The sequence below is a fragment of the Streptomyces sp. NPDC001980 genome, assembly GCF_040296885.1.
Lineage (GTDB): Bacteria > Actinomycetota > Actinomycetes > Streptomycetales > Streptomycetaceae > Streptomyces.
The window spans coordinates 77,393-95,071 of sequence record NZ_JBEOYD010000016.1 but is presented as its reverse complement, the minus strand read 5'-3'; the positions used below and the strand labels follow the sequence as shown (position 1 = coordinate 95,071).

Below are 17,679 nucleotides of genomic sequence, written 5' to 3'. Positions count from 1 at the left end.
ATGCGTACGAAGCCCGTTCTCCTCGTCATCGCCCACGGCAGCCGCGACCCGCGGCACGCCGCGACCGTCCACGCCCTGGTGCGCCGGGTACGGTCGCTGCGGCCCGGGCTGCGCGTGGAGACGGGCTTCCTGGACTTCAACATCCCGTCCGTGCACGGGGTGCTGGAGTCCCTGGCGGCGGAGGGCGTCCGTGACGTCGTGGCCCTCCCCCTGCTGTTGACGCGTGCCTTCCACGCGAAGGCGGACATCCCGGCGGTGCTGCGGGACGCGCCGCCTCGGCTGCGGATCCGGCAGGCGGAGGTGCTGGGCCCCTCGCCGCTGCTCCTGTCGGCCCTGGAACGACGGCTGTACGAGGCGGGGCTGACCCCCGCCGACAAGTCCTCGACCGGGGTCGTGCTGGCCTCGGCGGGGTCCTCCGACCCGGAGGCGATCGCGGTGATCGCACGTCTCGCGCGGGAGTGGCGGCGCACCGGCTGGTGCGCCGTGCGGCCCGCCTTCGCCTCCGCGTCCCTCCCCCGCACCGAGGACGCGGTACGCGAGCTCCGGGAGCTGGGCTGCGCCCGGGTCGCGGTGGCCCCGTACGTCCTCGCTCCCGGCTTCCTGCCGGACCGGATCGCGCGGGGCGCGGCGGAGGCGGACGTGCTGGCCGAGGTGCTCGGCCCGGCGCCGGAGGTGGCGCGGGTGCTGCTGGAGCGGTACGACGCGGCACGCACCCCGGCCCTGGCGGCCGTGGGGGCCTGAACGACGGGCTTGGTGTTCGCGGTCCGGCGCTCCCCTGTCCGTCGGACCGCGAACAAGCCGACCTGCGGCGGGCGCTCGCGAGCGTCACACCGTGGCCGGCACTTACTTCTGCGTCGCGTCCGACGAACGTGTCACACCTGGGCCTTTACCGACCCGGATGCCCAACGACTCGTCCCTGCCCGGCAGTTGATCAGGCGGCTGCGGCCTCGTCGGCGAGCCGGGCGAGTTCCCCGACCGGCATCGAGCCGGGTGCCCGGCGCTCGCGTGCGAAGGTGTTGGCGAGGTGCTGCAGGAGGTCGTTGAGCGGGGTGGGAACGCCGTGCAGGCGGCCCAGCAGGGCGATCTCGCCGTTGAGGTAGTCGGCCTCGATGGTGCCGGTGCCACGGCTGAGGGACTGCCAGGAGGAGCCGCCGCCGCGCGGGGCGCCCGCCAGCGGGACCAGGTCCACCTTGTGGCCGCGTACCTTCTTCTGCTCCTCGACGCTCGCGTGGGCGATCCCGGCGGCGTCGAGCACGGCCTCGCCCTCGGCGCGCACTCTCGCGAACAGCGTTGCGGCGTCGTCGTCGGCGATGGACCCGGCGACCGCCTCCACGGCGTTGCCGAGATTGGAGAGCAGCTTCGCGTACTGCCAGCGCGCCACGTCGGGTACGACCGGCGCCTCGAAGTGGGACTTCTCCAGGTCGGCGGCGACCAGCCGGGCGGTCCCGTCGACGCCGTGCGGATGGCGGCCCAGGTGCAGCATGCCGGTGAGGGGGGCGCCGCCCGCGGAGACGACGCCCGGCTCCACGAAGGTCGACGGCAGCCAGACGCAGACGCCGTAGACGTGCCGGAAGACGCGCAGGGCGAGCCGCTGGCCCTCCACGCCGTTCTGGGCGCAGAACAGGGGCAGCCGCTGCGCCGCCGTGCCACCGCCCGCGACCGGCGCCGGCCCCCAGGCCTGCAGGGCGGTCACGGTGTCCTGTGCCTTGACGGCGAGGACGAGAACGTCGTCCGCCCGCAGCTCGCCCAGTTCCCCGGGCCCGGTGACGGCCTGGAGCCGGTACGTGTACGCGCCGTCCGGCACCGTCAGCCGCAGCCCGCCGGTCCGCAGCGCCGCGTGGTGCGCGCCCCGTGCCACCAGGACGACCTCGTGTCCCGCGCCGGCCAGCCGCCCGCCGATCGCACCGCCGACGGCCCCTGCTCCGATGATGATGTAGCGCATGGGACGAGCCTCGCACAGACGTCGCCCTGTCCCCGGGGCAGGGTCACAGCGGCGGGCGGTCACGCTCCCGGGGCCGTCAACTCCACCAGTTTGACCACCGTGTTCCAGTTCCGGGTCGTGGCGGTCAGCCCCTTGTGGATCCGGGGCCGGGACAGCGCCTCGGCAAGCTTGGAGCGGCCGAGGCCGTCCGGGGCGTACAGGTACAGGGCGCGGTCGCCCAGCCGGAACTCCTCGGGGAGGTGGGCGGCCGGGTCGATGTCGGCGTAGCGCTCCGCGGTGACCGGCGCGGAGAGGTACGTGACGTGCAGCTGCTTGGCCGTCAGGTCGGCGGCCGGGAACGGGCAGGCCGCCTCGACCGCCTTCAGGTAGGCGTGGTCGCGGACGAGCACGTCGACGGAGAAGCCGAACCGCTCCTCGATCGCCCCGGTCAGCTCGGCCGCCAGGGAGTCGGCGTCCCCGTGGGCGGTGGCGAACACGGCCTGTCCGCTCTGCAGGTAGGTCCGGACGGAGTCGTACCCCAGTCCGGTCATGAGCGCGCGCAGTTCGGCCATCGGGAGCTTCTTGTTGCCGCCCACGTTGATCCCGCGCAGCAGCGCCGCATACGTCGTCATTCGAACACCTTAGAACGGCCGTCGTGCCCCGTGGGGGTTGGCACGACGGCCGTGCCGGGCAAGCCGGGCTGCCCGAAACTCTGGCCGATCGGACCGGTCCGGATCAACTCCTACACGCACCTGTGACTTGTTCAACAAGGTTTCGCAATCACAAAGAGGATCCGCGTCGTCGGAACGGACGTCCCTGATCATCACCCCCGAGATGGGTGGATAGATGTAAGGGCCCGACATCCTCCCAGGCGACGAGAGACGGCCGCCGGACTTCACCGGGCAGCACGAGGAGTCGGTCTTGTCCGGCCCATACCTTCGAATCGAACGAGGGAAGTCGTGAAGAGATCGTGGCGGCCGGGGCCGTCACCGCACACGAGGGGGCATTCCCGTCATGGATCCCGTCATGGGGAACGGAGAAGCACGGGTGCGGGGGCTGGCCGCCCGGGCCGGCGGCTGGAGCGCCCGGCACCGCTGGGCCGCCGTCGGCATATGGCTGCTGTTCGTCGTCCTGGCCATGGGGCTCGGCTCGGCGGCCGGCCGGGTCGACGTCGACGAGAGCGACCAGCTCAAGGGCGAGACCCACACCGCAGCGAAGATCATCGACGACGCGGGCATCAAGGAACCGGCGAGCGAGACGGTCCTGATCCAGTCCAAGGACCCGTCGGTCAAGGCCACGGACACCGCCTTCAGGGCCGCCGTCACCGATGTCGTGAAGGCCGTCGACGGCACCGGCAAGGTCACGGACGTCACATCGCCGTACGTCACCGGGACGATCTCGAAGGACGGCCGTAGCGCGCTGGTCCAGTTCGACATGCGCGGCGACGCCGAGACCGCCGGCGACCGGGTGGAGCCGGTGCTCGACGCGGTGGCCGGGGCGCAGAAGGCGCACGGCACGCTGCGGATCGAGGAGATCGGCGGCGCCAGCATGAACAAGCAGTACGCCGACGCCTTCGGCAAGGACTTCCAGCGGGCCGAGTACTCCGCCGTGCCGGTGGCCTTCGGCATCCTGCTGATCGCCTTCGGCGCGCTGGTGGCCGCGCTGCTGCCGGTAGGTCTGGCGATCACCGCGATCATGGCGACGATGGGCCTGATGGGCCTGGTCAGCCATCTGCAGCCGATGAGCGACACCGCCAACTCCGTGATGCTGCTGGTCGGCATGGCGGTCGGCGTCGACTACTGCCTGTTCTACCTGCGCCGGGAGCGCGAGGAGCGGGAGGCCGGCCGGGGTGCGGACGCCGCGCTCCGGATCGCCGCCGCCACCAGCGGACGGGCGATCATCGTCTCCGGCGTCACGGTGTGCGTCGCGATGGCGGGCATGCTGTTCACCGGCCTCGCCGAGTTCGAGGCGATGGGCCTGGCCTCCCTGATGGTCGTCGCGGTCGCCATGGTCGGCTCCGTGACCGTGCTGCCCGCGCTGCTCTCCCTGCTGGGCCACCGGGTCGAGAAGGGTCGTATACCGTTCCTGCGCCGCCGCAAGCGGGCCCACGGGCCTTCCGAGAGCCGCTTCTGGACGGCCGTGCTGCGGGGCGTGCTCGCCAGGCCGCTGGTCTCCGTACTCGTCGCGGTCGGCGCCCTTCTGGCGGTCGCCGCGCCCGCCCTCGGCATGAAGACCTCGCAGCTCACCCTGGACCAGGAGTTCGGGAACTCGCTGCCGATCGTGCAGACCTACGACCGCGTCAACCAGGCCTTCCCGGGCGGCTCCGAGCCCGCCGAGGTGGTCGTCAGGGCGACGGACATCAACGCCCCCGAGGTCAGGCAGGCGCTGACCGACTTCAAGGAGCGGGCGATCAGCTCGGGCGCCTCGCGCGGCCCGGTCGACATCAAGCTGCACGACGCCCAGAACGTCGCCCTGATCACCGTGCCGCTGGTCGGCGGCTCCGACCTGGACAAGGCCGGCAAGAGCCTGCAGAAGCTCCGCGACGAGGTACGGCCGGCCACGCTCGGCAAGGTCGACGGCGTGCAGGCGCCCATCACCGGCAACGTCGCGGGCAACCAGGACTTCAACGACCAGCTGCTCGGCTCGGTCGTCCCGGTCTTCGCCTTCGTGGTCGTCTTCGCCTTCCTCCTGATGCTGCTGTCGTTCCGCTCGCTGACGGTCGCGGTCACCTCGATCCTGCTCAACCTGCTCTCGGTGGGCGCCGCCTACGGCATCCTCGTCGCCGTCTTCCAGCACGGCTGGGGCGCGTCGCTGGTGGGCGCGGAGGGGGTCGGCGCGATCGTCACCTGGCTGCCGCTGTTCCTCTTCGTGATCCTGTTCGGCCTGTCCATGGACTACCACGTGTTCGTGGTCTCCCGGATCCGTGAGGCCCGGCTGCGCGGCCGGTCCACCAGGGACGCGATCCAGCACGGCGTGGTCACCACGGCCGGGGTCGTGACCAGCGCCGCCGTCATCATGGTCGCCGTGTTCGCGATCTTCGGCACGCTGTCCATGCAGTCCATGAAGCAGATGGGTGTGGGCCTGGCGGCCGCGGTCCTCATCGACGCGACCGTCATCCGGGGTGTCCTGCTCCCGGCGGTGATGGCCCTGCTCGGCGAGCGCAACTGGTACCTGCCCAGCTGGCTGCGGTGGCTGCCGGACCTGACGCACGACGAGTCGCCGGAGGCCGGGGCGCCGGTGGCGCGGGGCGAGCAGGAGCGGCTGCCGGTCTGAGCCATGCGGCAACACGTGCGGCGACACCCTTCGACGCAGGGTCCGTTGGTCTCCGGGGGAGCCAACGGGCCCTGTCCCTTGTGCGTCTCAGCGCTGGTAGCGGGCCAGCACCAGGTTGCCGTCCTTCTCCAGGCGGTGGCGGAGTTCGTTGAGGCCGATGGCGCCGCTGTAGTACTCCTGGAGGGCCGGGGTGGCCACCTTGTCCTTCCACTCGGGGTAGCCCCGGACCGTCTGGGCGGGGGCCGGGCTGAGGTGCCCGGCCAGGGCGGTGCCGGTGGCCCAGCCGTGCAAGGAGTACGACGCGCACGTACGCCGGTACCTGCGGGGCGGACATTTCTGGTCCAGCTCGTACTTCGCCGGAAGCTGCGGCGGAGCACCGCTGACCGTCGTACGCCGGTACATCGAGAACCAGCAGCGCCCCGTATGACCTGACCAAGGTCAACGGCGCAGATCCTCGCCGAGAAGCCGTGGGCAGAGCAATATTGAGATGCCCTTCACCTCCGCCGTGAACGGGAGAGCCCTGCGCAAGGTCATAGGTAGATGCCGTCGCCGAAGGTCGCCGTCTGCCAACTGCGCTGCGATACGCCCGTCAAGGCACCGCGCACCCGGTCCGGCCTCCCTGGATGCGAGACTGACCGCCGGATGGCGAGAAGACGACGCCGTGTGCACCCGTACAGCGACGGACACGCGGGCGTCGCGGACGGACACGGAGGCGGACCATGGACGAGGCAAGGGCGCGGGACGTACTGGCGGCGGCGGGTGTGCTGCCCGGTGCGGCGGCCGGCGCCTCGCTCCTGGCCCTGGGGGAGAACGCGGTGTTCGCCGCCGGGGACCTGGTGGTGAAGGTCGGCCGGGACGCCGAGCTCCTCGACCGGGCCCGGCGGGAACTGGAGATCGCCGGATGGCTGGCGGAGGCGGACGTACCGGCCGTACGCGCCGCCGAGCCGAAGGCGCTGCTCGTCGAGGGGCACCCGGTGACCCTGTGGCACCGGCTGCCGGATCCGGTGCGGCCGGCCGAGCCACGGGATCTGGCCGAACTGCTGCGGATCGTGCACGCACTGCCCGCTCCCCCCTTCGCCCTGCCGCCCCGCGAGTTGCTGGGCGGTGTGGAGCGCTGGCTGCGGCTGGCCGGCGCTGCGATCGACCCCGCCGACGCGGCGTATCTGCGCGAGCGCCGGGACGGCTTCGCGGCGGCCGCGGCCGCGCTGACGCCGCATCTGACGCCGGGGCCGATCCACGGGGACGCGCTGCCCCGCAATGTGCACGTCGGCCCGGACGGTCCGGTCCTGGTCGACCTGGAGACCTTCTCCTCGGACCTGCGTGAGCACGACCTGGTGGTGATGGCCCTGTCCCGGGACCGGTACGGGTTGCCGGCCGAGGCCTACGACTCGTTCGTCACGGCCTACGGGTGGGACGTGCGTGAGTGGGAGGGATGCGGCGTGCTGCGCGGGGCCCGGGAGACGGCCAGCTGTGCGTGGGTCGCCCAGCACGCGCCGAGCAACCCCAAGGCGCTGGCCGAGTTCGAACGGCGGGTGGCGTCGCTACGGGAGGGCGACGCGTCGGTGCGCTGGTATCCCTTCTGAGCACCAGCGCACCGAAGGGGCGCGGGGCTGTGTCGATGTGCGGCTCCGCCGCGTGGGCGCGCCCAGCCCCCACCGGCCCGCGGCAAACGAACTACGCAACCAGCCCAGCACTCAGACGGCGTCGGCCAGCTCCCGCAACGGCCACGCCCCGTCCACCACCGCGTCGGCCTCTCCCTTGCGGCGCAGGAACTGCTGGAAGTCCGCCGCCCACTCCGCGTACCACTCCACCTGGCGCCGGTGCAGCTCCGCCGGACCCAGCGCCGCGATCTTCGGATGGCGCTCGGCTATCGCGCCGGCCAGGCGGGCCGCGGCGAGAGCGTCGGCGGAGGCGTTGTGGGCCGCGGCGAGGGTGATGCCGTACTCGGCGCAGACCGCTTCCAGGTTGCGCTTGCCCCGGCGGTAGCGGTCGACCCAGCGGTCGATGGTGTACGGGTCGACGACCGGCGCGGGGTCGAGGCCGCCGAGGCGGTCGGAGAGGGACGGGAGTCCGTGCCGGCGCAGTTCCGCCGAGAGCAGGGTGAGGTCGAAGGTCGCGTTGTAGGCGACGACCGGGACGCCGGTCTTCCAGTAGCCGGTGAGGACGTCCGCGAGGGCGTCGGCGACCTGGTCGGCCGGTCTGCCCTCGGCCGCCGCCCGCTCGTTACTGATGCCGTGCACCGCCACCGCGTCGGCCGGGATCTCCACGCCCGGATCCGCCAGCCACTCGCGGCGGCCCAGTTCCTGCCCGGCCCTGACCTCGATCACGGCCCCCGTGACGATCCGTGCCTCGCGCGGATCCGTACCCGTCGTCTCCAGGTCGAAGCCGATCAGGAGCTCCTGGTGCCAGCCCATGGGCGGCCCCCCTTCTTGGTGGTGCTTTCCCCCAGTGGTCTCCACCCTCGCATGCGCCACTGACAATCAGATGACCGCGTTCCGCTTACCGCCGCGTCGCCGTCGTGCACGTGCGTCAGGACACCGGGCGCGAATCCGCCCAAGCCGTCTCGAACTCCTCGCGGTACGTGGGGAAGAGACCCGTTTCCACGACGTCGTCCGACTTGACCACCTTGCTGCCGTTGCGGAGCACCAGCACGGGTGACTCCATCCCGCGCGCCCCGCGCAGATAGGACTGGATGATCGCGACGCCGTCGGCGCCGTCGCCGTCGACCAGGTAGGCGGAGAAGCGGGGGGTGTCGTCGTACACCTGGATCTCGAAGGCGTCCGGATCGCGGAGCCGGGAGCGGACGCGGCGCATGTGGAGGATGTTCATCTCGACCGAGCGGCCCAGTTCGCCCCGTTTCATCCCGAGTTCGCGTTCGCGGCGCTTGACCGCGCTGGAGGCGGGGTTGAGGAAGAGGAGGCGGACCCGGCAGCCGGTCTCGGCGAGGCGGACCAGGCGGCGGCCGGAGAAGTTCTGCACGAGCAGGTTGAGGCCGATGCCGATGGCGTCCAGGCGGCGAGCGCCGCCGAAGAGGTCCTCGGCCGGGAACTGGCGCATGAGGCGGACCCGGTCGGGGTGGACGGCGACGACGTCCGCGTAGCGGTCGCCGACCAGGTCCTCGACGGCGTCGACCGGCAGCCGGCGCGCGGAGGGCACGTCGCCGCCCGCGCCGAGCATCTCCAGGAGCCGGGCGGAGGCGCGCTCGGCCTGGTCGAGGACGGCCCCGGACAGCGCCCGGTTGCGGGAGACGACGTTGCGGGTCACCTCCAGCTCGTCGAGGGCGAGTTCGACGTCCCGGCGCTCGTCGAAGTACGGCTCGAAGCACGGCCAGTGCTGCACCATCAGCTCGCGCAGCTGGGGCAGGGTGAGGAAGCTGAGCACGTTGTCGTCGGCGGGGTCGAGCAGGTACCCCTTGCGGCGGCTGACCTCGCGCACGGCGACCGCTCGCTGGACCCATTCCTGGCCGGCCGGGCCGGCCGCGGCGACCACCCACTCGTCGCCGTGGACGGGTTCGTAGATGGGCCGCAGCACGGCGGCCACGACCGTACGCATCCGCTGCTCGACGAGGTTCAGCCAGATGTAGGCCCGGCCGGCCCGCTGGGCGCGTGTACGCACCTCCAGCCAGGCGTCGGCGTCCCACTCCAGCTCCGGCCCGATGGAGCCCGTGGCGTCCATCGGCCGGGCCAGGGACACCGCGCCGGGCGGGACGTCTGTGGAGTTCCCCTCGTGACCCTCGTCACCAGGGGGCAGCTCCAGGCCTCCCGAGCCCACCCGTGCACCGCCTTCCGCTCCCCCGAGCTCTCCCTGTGCCAACGATCAAGGAAGGGTACTCCGGGAGTGGTCGGCGGTGCAGCCGGATGGACAGGTCGTTTCTCAACTACCGTTTCCGGGCTGTCCGTTCTGATCAGCGAGGGCGGCCGGAGTGAGCGGATTCATAGCGGTGACGTCACGCGGGGCGATGGAGAAGCCCTGCCAGTGGACCGGCATCGGCTGCTGGTCCTCGTCGCGCGCGATGTGGTGGAAACCGACGTTCACCCAGACCACGGGGTTGGTGAGGGTCTGCCCGTTCACGAACTTGTCCACGGTCTTGGGGTGACCGCTCGGGCAGCCCGGGTTGTTGCTGGCGAACTGCTCGCACTTGTCGTACTGGGTGAAGTAGACGTCGTGCGAAGTGAACGGGTGGCCCGGGTACTTGTTGCTGGCGCCCTGGACGATCTCGTACGACCGCGCGTGCCCGTCCTTGTTCTTGCCGGCGGTGCTGACCACCCGCCACCAGCGCATGTTCTTGGCGTCACCGGCGAGTTCCTTGGTGACGTCGGTGCGGGTGGTCTTGTTGGTGGGCGCCTCCTGGCCGTGCACGGGTGCGCTGACCGCCGAGTCGTACTGTTCGATGCGGCTCTTGGCGGAGCCGTCGAGGTCGAAGTCCAGCTTCCAGAACACGTTGTGGCTGTGGCTGGTGGCGTAGGCGTGGGCGCCCTTGCCGATCGGCCAGCCGCGGCCGTCCCCGGCGTCGTAGTCGCCCGGCGAGAGGCTGCCGGTGGCGCCGACGTTCATGTTGATCGTGCCGTCGTCCTGGAACCGCCACTCGGTCATGTACTCGTACCAGCCGACCTTGTTGACGGTGTAGATCAGCAGGTCCTTGCCCTGCTGCTGGTACACCCGGTTGCCGGTGTCGGCCTGCATCCGGTACGCGTGGCCGCGCGAACGGGTCGTGGTGCACAGGCCGTTGACGTCGGGGTGGGCGGGGTCCCAGGCGTCGGGGACCTTGACGGTCTTGATGGTGCCGCCGGGGCACTCGGCCGAGTCGAGCGGCACCAGGCCCTGGGCGAAGCCGAAGCCGGTCAGGTCGTCGTACTCGACGCTGCCGTCGTCGTAGGGGACGTCGATCTGGGCGAGGCGGGCGCTGGAGAGCACCTTGATGGGGGCGGCCTCGCCCTTGGGCTGGTAGGAGATGTGCTCCAGGACCAGTCCGGCCTTGCTGTCGTAGCGCCAGCACATCCGCCAGGTGGTGCCGGTGGAGAGCTTCTGCTCGATGCGGTAGGCCGCGGAGCAGTCGGCGGCGGCCGCGGCGGCCCGCTTCGGCTGGGCGACGGCGGGTCCGGCCGCGGTGGTGGCGCCGGCGGCCAGCGCGACCGCGGACAGGCCCACGGCGGCCGTCCTGCGGGCATGGCGGATTCTGGGCGCGCGCGTGCTCGCGCGCAGGTTCACGTGCATGACGAAGTGACTCCTGGTACGGGAGATGCAGGGTGGAAGGTGAAAGGCGAACGGAGGAGCCGGCTCAGCTGCCGAGCTTCACGACCTTGCGCGCGCTCAGGTCGACGATGAGCGACCTGGCGTCGATCCACGGCCCGTTCTTGACCTTCGGGAAGAGCCGCACACAGCGGTGTTCGCCGCACGCGTCGAGCGCGGCCGGCTGGGCGCCCGGAGTGGCGCGGTAGACCGCGCTGTTGAGCAGCAGCTGCTGTTCCGGGTCGGTCAGCGCGGTACCGGTGGCGTCCTTGAAGTCCGCCTTCAGACCGGCGCCGAGCGGATCGGCGACGAGCAGTCCGAGGGCCTCGACGTTCTCGTCGTGGCTGAGCGGCGGCTGGACGCCCTGGCTGCTGGTGGTGTGCTCGACCTTGCCGGTGTCGAGGTTGACGGTCCGGGTGACGAGGGTGTCGTCCCGGTAGTCGTAGAACGTCACGTCCGCGCGGCGCGGCGCGTTCGAGCTGTCCAGTTCGTTCGCGTCCGGCTCGGCGAGATCGACGCTGAGCCGCTCCGGGCCGCGCCGGCCCTCGACGTTCTCCCCGGCGCTGAACATCTGCTTGGTCAGAGCGAGTTGTTCGACGCGCTTGGTCTCGTCGTCGGTCAGCGGGTCGCTGCCCGTGCCCTTCTTCCCCTCGGCCGGTGCCTGTTCCACCACGCCCGGCTTGACGGCGTCCTGTCCCTGGCCCGCCTGCTGCGCGGCGACCGCGCCGTTCCCGTCGCTCCCTCCCGACTCGTTCGCCCCTGCCGTGCCCGGCAGGGTGATCCCGACCATCACGGCGGTCCCCGCCACCGCCAATCCCGCACCGGCCACCACCTTGCCCAGATGGCGGTGCACTATCTTGCGCACATCTTCCCCCTACTCCCCCTTGGTCACAGGGAGTACGTGATTGCCCCACTGGTTCGGCACACAACGCCACACGGGTCGCTGGGTGCACTGGTCGCCGGGTAAGAGGGGTGCAAGTCAGATGGGGTTCCATTACTTTCGGGCAGACTCATGACCAAGGCGCCCCCGGGCGCAGGACACACCTGGAAGAGTCGACTTCATGCAGGTCTGGCCTGGAGAGGCATATCCGCTCGGCGCCACGTACGACGGCGCCGGGACCAACTTCGCGGTCTTCACGGAGGCCGCGGACCGAGTGGAGCTGTGTCTGCTGCACGACGACGGCTCCGAGACGGCGGTGGAGCTGCGGGAGAGCGACGCCTTCGTACGGCACGCGTACCTGCCGGGCGTGATGCCCGGGCAGCGGTACGGCTTCCGGGTGCACGGCCCGTACGACCCCGGGCGCGGGCAGCGCTGCAACTCGGCGAAGCTGCTGCTCGACCCGTACGCGAAGGCGATCGGCGGATCGGTGCGCTGGGGCGAGGAGGTGTACGGCTACCACTTCGGCGACCCCGACAAGCGCAACGACCTGGACTCGGCGCCGCACACCATGACGTCGGTGGTGATCAACCCGTACTTCGACTGGGGCGACGACCGGCGGCCGCGCACCGAGTACCACCACACCGTGATCTACGAGGCCCACGTGAAGGGCCTGACCATGCGCCACCCGGGCCTGCCGGAGGAGCTGCGCGGCACCTACGCGGGCCTGGCCCACCCGGCCGTCATCGAGCACCTGACGGCGCTGGGCGTCACGGCCCTGGAGCTGATGCCGGTCCACCAGTCCGTGAACGACCACCGGCTGGTCGACATGGACCTGAACAACTACTGGGGCTACAACACCATCGGCTTCTTCGCCCCGCACAACGCGTACGCCTCCTGGGGCGACCGCGGCCAGCAGGTCCTGGAGTTCAAGTCGGCGGTCCGGGCGCTGCACGAGGCCGGCATCGAGGTGATCCTCGACGTGGTCTACAACCACACCGCCGAGGGCAACCACCTGGGCCCGACGCTGTCCTTCCGCGGCCTGGACAACCCGTCGTACTACCGGCTGACCGACGACCCGCGTTATTACATGGACACCACCGGCACCGGCAACTCGCTGCTGATGCGGTCCCCGCACGTGCTCCAGATGATCATGGACTCGCTGCGGTACTGGGTCACCGAGATGCATGTCGACGGCTTCCGCTTCGACCTCGCGGCGACCCTGGCGAGGCAGTTTCATGAGGTGGACCGCCTTTCGTCGTTCTTCGACCTGGTGCAGCAGGACCCGGTCGTCTCCCAGGTGAAGCTGATCGCCGAGCCCTGGGACGTCGGCGAGGGCGGCTACCAGGTGGGCAACTTCCCGCCGCTGTGGACCGAGTGGAACGGCAAGTACCGGGACACCGTGCGCGACCTGTGGCGCGGCGAGCCCCGCGCGCTGGCGGAGTTCGCGTCCCGGCTGACCGGCTCCTCCGACCTCTACCAGGACGACGGCCGCCGCCCGCTGGCCTCCATCAACTTCGTCACCTGCCACGACGGCTTCACCCTGCACGACCTGGTGTCGTACAACGACAAGCACAACCAGGCCAACGGCGAGGACAACCGGGACGGCGAGAGCTACAACCGGTCCTGGAACTGCGGGGTCGAGGGCCACACCGACGACCCCGCCGTCCTCGAACTGCGCGAGCGGCAGATGCGGAACTTCATCGCCACGCTGATGCTGTCCCAGGGTGTGCCGATGATCGGCCACGGCGACGAGTTCGCGCGCACCCAGCAGGGCAACAACAACGCGTACTGCCAGGACAACGAGGTGTCCTGGGTGGACTGGCCGGGTCCCGAGGACGACAGCGAACTGCTGGCCTTCACGCGCGCGATGGCGCGGCTGCGCAAGGAGCACCCGGTCTTCCGGCGCCGCCGCTTCTTCCACGGCCGCCCGGTGGAGGGCACCCACGACGAGCTCTCCGACATCGCCTGGTTCACCCCCGAGGGCCATGAGATGGCCCAGCGCGACTGGGACTCGGCCCAGGCGTCGGCCCTCACGGTGTTCCTGAACGGCAACGCGATCTCGGAACCGGGCACGCGGGGGCAGCGGATCGCCGACGACTCGTTCCTGCTGATGTTCAACGCGTCGCCGGGCCCGCTGGACTTCGTGGTGCCGGTGAATCACGGTCGGCAGTGGGAGGTGGTGGTCGACACGGCGCGGGCGGAGCCGGTGCCGGCCGGGCCGAAGGTGGACGGCGGCGAACGTCTGACGCTGCTGGGCCGGAGTCTGACTGTGCTGAAGAGGCCGGCGTAGGGATGCGCGCTCCGACGGGCAGTTGCACAAGTGCGGGCCGGTGGGGGCTGGTCGCGCAGTTCCCCGCGCCCCTTTGGGGCGCGGTACCGCACGCGGTGACACAGAACCCAACCAGACGGGTACATACGTCCGCATGACAGCCGAGCGAATTGCCCCCACCGTCCCGACGGCCACCTACCGACTGCAGCTCCAGCCCAGCTTCCCCTTCTCGGCCGCCGAAGCCGCCGTACCGTATCTCGCCGCGCTCGGCGTCTCCCACCTCCACCTCTCCCCCGTCCTGGAGGCCGTCCCGGGCTCCACCCACGGCTACGACGTCGTCGACCACGCGCGCGTGCGCGAGGAACTCGGCGGCGAGGAGGGACTGCGGGCGCTGTCGCGCACCGCACGGGACCACGGTCTCGGCCTCGTCGTGGACATCGTGCCGAACCACATGGCGATGTCCCCCCGCCACAACCACGCCCTGTGGGAGGTGCTCCGGGAGGGCCCGAAGTCGCCGTACGCGCGCTGGTTCGACGTCGACTGGGAGGCGCAGGGCGGGCAGCTGCTGGTGCCGGTGCTGGGCGGGCCGGTCGGCGAGGTGCTCGGGCAGCTGACGGTCGACGGTGACGTGCTCCGCTATCACGAGCACGCCTTCCCGCTCCGCGACGGCACCGCGGACCTGCCGCTGCCGGAGCTGCTGGACGCCCAGTGGTACCGCCCGGTGTGGTGGCGGCTGGCCCGCACCGAGCTGAACTACCGGCGGTTCTTCAGCATCTCGGAGCTGATCGGGGTGCGGGTGGAGGACCCGGAGGTGTTCGAGGCCACCCATGCCAAGATCTTCCAGCTGCTGCACGAGGGCGTGGTGGACGGGCTGCGCGTCGACCATCCCGACGGCCTCGCCGACCCCGACGGCTACCTCGCGCGGCTGCACGAGGCGACCGGCGGGCGCTGGACGGTCGTGGAGAAGATCCTGGCCGACGGCGAGCACCTGCCGGCCGGCTGGGCGGTCGCGGGGACCACCGGGTACGACGCCCTGCGGCACGTGGACGGCCTGTTCACGGACCCCGCGGGCGCCGGTGAACTGCTCGGCCGGTACCGGAGGTTCGCGGCTCCGCAGACGGACCGGGGCGGCGACTGGGCGGCCACGGTGCGGCGGGCGGCGTACAAGGTGATCACGCACGAGCTGGCCGCCGAGACGGACCGGCTGACGCGGGCGGCCACGCGCGTGTGCGCGACGTCGCCGGATCCCGCGCTGCGCGACCGGGCGCCCTGGGCGCTGCGCACCGCGCTGCAGGAGCTGCTGGTGCGGATGCGGGTGTACCGGCCGTACGCCTCCGGTGACGTGGCCGCCGTGGTCACCGCGGAGGCCGCCGAGGAGGCCCGGCGGGCCTTCGTGGTGCCCGCGGAGGGCGGGGCGGTGGACGTGGTGCGCGGGCTGCTCCTGGCCGGGGACGGGCCGGGGCTCGCGGAGTTCCGGACGCGGTTCGCGCAGACCGCGTCGGCGCTGCGGGCCAAATCCGTGGAGGACACGGCGTTCTACCGCTATGTGCCGCTGCTGTCGGCGACCGAGGTGGGCGGGGACCCGGGCAGCCCGGGTGTCTCGCCCGACGTCTTCCACGCGTACTGCGCGCGCGTGCAGCGCGACTGGCCGCTCACCGGGACGGTGGTGACGACGCACGACACCAAGCGCAGCGCCGACGTGCGGGCCGCGCTGGCGGTGCTGACGGAGTGTCCGGAGCGCTGGGCGGACGTGCTGGCCGAGGTGACCCGGGACGGGGAGGGGGGGCCTGACGCGCAGCTGGCCTGGGCGGCCTGGCAGACGGTGTTCGGACTCGGCCCGGCGGATCCGGAGCGGGTGCGGGGGGCGCTGGTGAAGCACGTGCGGGAGGCGGGCCTGTACACGAGCTGGACGGAGCAGGAGCCTCCGTACGAGGAGGCGGTGGTCTCGTTCGTCGCGGCGGGGCCGTGCGGGGCACCGGGAGAGCGCGTGGCGGCCTTCCGGGCCTCGCTGGCGCCGCACGTGCGGGCGAACGTGCTGGGCACGGCCCTGGTCCAGCTGACGATGCCGGGGGTGCCGGACGTCTACCAGGGCACGGAGGGCGAGTACCGGGCGCTGGTGGACCCGGACAACCGGCGGCCGGTCGCCTTCCCGCCGGAGCACCCGGGCGAGAAGGACGCGGTGACCGCGGCGGCGCTGCGGCTGCGGGCGCGGCGCCCGGACGTCTTCGGCGACACGGCGACGTACGCGCCGCTGACCGCGGAGGGGCCGGCCGCGGCGCACTGTCTGGCGTTCGAGCGCTCCGGGGAGGTGGTCACCGCGGTGACCCGGCTGTCGCTGCGGCTGGCCGCAGCCGGCGGCTGGCGGGACACGGTCCTGCCGCTGCCGCCGGGGCGGTGGGCCGACGTACTGGTGCCGGGGCGGGAGTTCACGGGGCACGCGCGCGTGGGCGAGCTGTTCGAGGGGCTGCCGGTGGTGCTGCTGGAACGGGTGGCAGACGAAGGCTGACGGGGACTGACGGGAACCGACACGAACCAACAGGAACCAACGGGAACTGGCGTCAGAATTCACTCGTACGAGTGAATATGTGGCTGATACGTCGGTTTGCTGAAACTTGCCGGGCGCCGACCGCGTCGGTTATCGGCGCGCGGAGCCGTTCCGCGCCCCGTAGTGGCTTCGCACCCCTGTTGGCGCCAACCAGCCCCACCGGCCGCCGACAGATGCCTCTGGGCGCCCCCTGGAGCCTCCCCCGGGAGGTTCTTGACAGTTCACCTATGCCGTGCGGGACTGGGGAATGCGAAGCCGGGCGGACAAGTCGGGGGTGAGTCTCCTGCCGGAGCTGCGTTACCCCAGTGTTCCCGAACTCGTCGCTACCGCCCGGGCGCTGGCCGCTCACCGGCCCGGCCTGTGCACGTTGCGGCAGATCGGAGTCTCCCGCGCGGGCAGACCGCTGCACCTGCTGTCCGTCGGACACGCCCGGCGGGCGGTCCTGGTGGTGGCGGGTGCCCATGCCAACGAGCCGACCGGGGGCGGCACCCTCCAGGTACTGGCCGAACGGGTGCTGAACGAGCGGGAGCTGCGGGCGGAGAACTCCTGGCACTTCCTGCTCTGCGCGGACCCGGACGGGGCGAGCCTGCATGTCACCCCGGCCCCGCGCAGCCTGTTCGACTACCACCTCGGCTTCTACCGGCCGGCGGGCCCGGAGCAGCCGGAGTGGTCGCCGTCGGTGCTGCCGCCGGACCGTCTGCCGCCCGAGACCCGGGCCCTGCTCGGGGTGATCGACGAACTGCGCCCCTACCTCCAGGTGACCCTGCACGGCACCGATCTGGGCGGCAGCTGGGTGCAGTTGACGAGGGACGTGCCGGGGCTCGCCGAACCGTTCGCCAAGTCCGCGGCGGAGCTGCACATCCCGGTGGAGACGGGCGCCTCGGACGCCGCGGGCTGGCCGCACTCCGGGCCCGGGGTGCGGGTGATGCCGGGTCCGGAGACGGGGGTGGCGTACCCGAGCATGCCGGACGACGCACGGCACAGCACCTGGTACCACGCGCACCGGTACGGCGGGCTCACCGCGGTGGTCGAGGTGCCGATGTGGGCGAGCGACCTGGTCGACGACCCGGCGCCGCACCCGGCGCCGGCGGCGGCGATGCGGCGGCTGGCGCACCGGCTGCTGCGGGACTCGCGGGAGGTGGAGCGGGTGCTGGCCGAGGCTCTGCCCCGGCTGGACGGCCTGGGCGGCCTGGACGGGCCGTTGCTGCGGGCCGCCCGCTGGGCGCTGGGGCTGATCCCCGGGCTGGCCGAGGACTGGATCCAGCGGCCGCCGGTCGACACCACGATGGCGTACGTCGGCAGCGTGGACGCCTTCGGGCGGCGGCTGCCGTTGCGGGCCGCGTCGATGCTGCTGCGGGTGCTGCGGGAGGCGGACGACCGCGCGGCGCCGCGGCTGGAGGAGCTGGTGGCCGCCTGGTGCGAGGCCTACGGCGAGCGTTTCGGGGCCCGCTGGGTGCCGCTGGAGCGCCAGGTGGAGCATCAGTCCCGGACGGTGCTGGCGGCCGCGCAGCACGCACGTGAGCAGGCGGCGTGAGGCCCGGCCCCGAGGCCTGGCCGCGGGG

At 71.9% G+C, this 17,679-nt stretch carries 12 protein-coding genes and 2 pseudogenes; 7 read left to right on the top strand and 7 right to left on the bottom strand.

The genetic code is table 11. The features are described 5' to 3' along the window. Complete coding sequence (locus ABT137_RS24710) at positions 1-741, top strand: sirohydrochlorin chelatase (protein ID WP_351712377.1); 741 nt, start codon at positions 1-3, stop codon at positions 739-741. Between the two features lie 190 nt (positions 742-931). Here ABT137_RS24710 and ABT137_RS24705 read toward each other — a convergent pair whose 3' ends face one another. Then, positions 932-1,942: a ketopantoate reductase family protein gene (locus ABT137_RS24705; protein ID WP_351712375.1), complete on the bottom strand. Its 1,011-nt coding sequence runs from the start codon at positions 1,940-1,942 to the stop codon at positions 932-934. Positions 1,943-2,001: 59 nt separating this feature from the next. Further along, entirely contained in the window at positions 2,002-2,553 is a 552-nt protein-coding gene (locus ABT137_RS24700; protein ID WP_351712373.1) for a DUF1697 domain-containing protein, read from the bottom strand. A gap of 394 nt (positions 2,554-2,947) precedes the next feature. On the opposite strand from ABT137_RS24700, the gene ABT137_RS24695 reads away from it, so the two are divergent. Then, on the top strand, positions 2,948-5,194 hold the full coding sequence (locus ABT137_RS24695) for an MMPL family transporter (RefSeq protein ID WP_351712371.1): 2,247 nt from the start codon (positions 2,948-2,950) through the stop codon (positions 5,192-5,194). Between the two features lie 87 nt (positions 5,195-5,281). Here ABT137_RS24695 and ABT137_RS24690 read toward each other — a convergent pair. Continuing rightward, a pseudogene (locus ABT137_RS24690) lies at positions 5,282-5,482 on the bottom strand (sugar ABC transporter substrate-binding protein); the annotation flags it as partial. A 31-nt stretch (positions 5,483-5,513) separates the two neighbouring features. Here ABT137_RS24690 and ABT137_RS24685 point away from each other — a divergent pair. Continuing rightward, positions 5,514-5,621: pseudogene (locus tag ABT137_RS24685) on the top strand (transposase); the annotation flags it as partial. A gap of 292 nt (positions 5,622-5,913) precedes the next feature. Then, on the top strand, positions 5,914-6,777 hold the full coding sequence (locus tag ABT137_RS24680) for a phosphotransferase enzyme family protein (protein ID WP_351712369.1): 864 nt from the start codon (positions 5,914-5,916) through the stop codon (positions 6,775-6,777). Positions 6,778-6,888: 111 nt separating this feature from the next. Here ABT137_RS24680 and ABT137_RS24675 read toward each other — a convergent pair whose 3' ends face one another. The 4 genes from ABT137_RS24675 to ABT137_RS24660 all read right to left on the bottom strand — a co-directional run bounded on the left by ABT137_RS24675 (position 6,889) and on the right by ABT137_RS24660 (position 11,288). Next, entirely contained in the window at positions 6,889-7,608 is a 720-nt protein-coding gene (locus ABT137_RS24675; RefSeq protein ID WP_351712367.1) for a 3'-5' exonuclease, read from the bottom strand. A 115-nt stretch (positions 7,609-7,723) separates the two neighbouring features. After that, the gene (locus ABT137_RS24670) at positions 7,724-8,965 is read right to left on the bottom strand and encodes a DUF5919 domain-containing protein (RefSeq protein ID WP_351712365.1); all 1,242 of its coding nucleotides are present in this window, start codon (positions 8,963-8,965) and stop codon (positions 7,724-7,726) included. A gap of 102 nt (positions 8,966-9,067) precedes the next feature. Continuing rightward, positions 9,068-10,408 (bottom strand): copper amine oxidase, encoded by a 1,341-nt coding sequence (locus ABT137_RS24665; RefSeq protein WP_351712363.1) that lies wholly within the window; start codon positions 10,406-10,408, stop codon positions 9,068-9,070. Positions 10,409-10,472: 64 nt separating this feature from the next. Then, positions 10,473-11,288 (bottom strand): Tat pathway signal sequence domain protein, encoded by an 816-nt coding sequence (locus ABT137_RS24660; protein ID WP_351712361.1) that lies wholly within the window; start codon positions 11,286-11,288, stop codon positions 10,473-10,475. A gap of 196 nt (positions 11,289-11,484) precedes the next feature. Between ABT137_RS24660 and glgX the strand changes: the two genes are divergently transcribed. From glgX to ABT137_RS24645, 3 genes are all read left to right on the top strand, one after another. Next, complete coding sequence (glgX, locus tag ABT137_RS24655; protein WP_351712359.1) at positions 11,485-13,593, top strand: glycogen debranching protein GlgX; 2,109 nt, start codon at positions 11,485-11,487, stop codon at positions 13,591-13,593. Positions 13,594-13,726: 133 nt separating this feature from the next. Further along, complete coding sequence (gene treY, locus ABT137_RS24650) at positions 13,727-16,078, top strand: malto-oligosyltrehalose synthase (RefSeq protein WP_351712357.1); 2,352 nt, start codon at positions 13,727-13,729, stop codon at positions 16,076-16,078. Between the two features lie 313 nt (positions 16,079-16,391). Next, positions 16,392-17,651 carry a M14 family zinc carboxypeptidase gene (locus ABT137_RS24645; protein ID WP_351712355.1) on the top strand — a complete coding sequence of 420 codons (1,260 nt, stop codon included), beginning with the start codon at positions 16,392-16,394 and terminating at the stop codon, positions 17,649-17,651. Positions 17,652-17,679 lie beyond the last annotated feature (28 nt).

Bases quoted from the DNA above. Each gene is read 5' to 3' on its own strand.
- ABT137_RS24710 (WP_351712377.1), top strand. From the start codon at position 1: ATGCGTACGAAGCCCGTTCTCCTCGTCATCGCCCACGGCAGCCGCGAC.
- ABT137_RS24705 (WP_351712375.1), bottom strand. From the start codon at position 1,942: ATGCGCTACATCATCATCGGAGCAGGGGCCGTCGGCGGTGCGATCGGC.
- ABT137_RS24700 (WP_351712373.1), bottom strand. From the start codon at position 2,553: ATGACGACGTATGCGGCGCTGCTGCGCGGGATCAACGTGGGCGGCAAC.
- ABT137_RS24695 (WP_351712371.1), top strand. From the start codon at position 2,948: ATGGGGAACGGAGAAGCACGGGTGCGGGGGCTGGCCGCCCGGGCCGGC.
- ABT137_RS24680 (WP_351712369.1), top strand. From the start codon at position 5,914: ATGGACGAGGCAAGGGCGCGGGACGTACTGGCGGCGGCGGGTGTGCTG.
- ABT137_RS24675 (WP_351712367.1), bottom strand. From the start codon at position 7,608: ATGGGCTGGCACCAGGAGCTCCTGATCGGCTTCGACCTGGAGACGACG.
- ABT137_RS24665 (WP_351712363.1), bottom strand. From the start codon at position 10,408: ATGCACGTGAACCTGCGCGCGAGCACGCGCGCGCCCAGAATCCGCCAT.
- glgX (WP_351712359.1), top strand. From the start codon at position 11,485: ATGCAGGTCTGGCCTGGAGAGGCATATCCGCTCGGCGCCACGTACGAC.
- treY (WP_351712357.1), top strand. From the start codon at position 13,727: ATGACAGCCGAGCGAATTGCCCCCACCGTCCCGACGGCCACCTACCGA.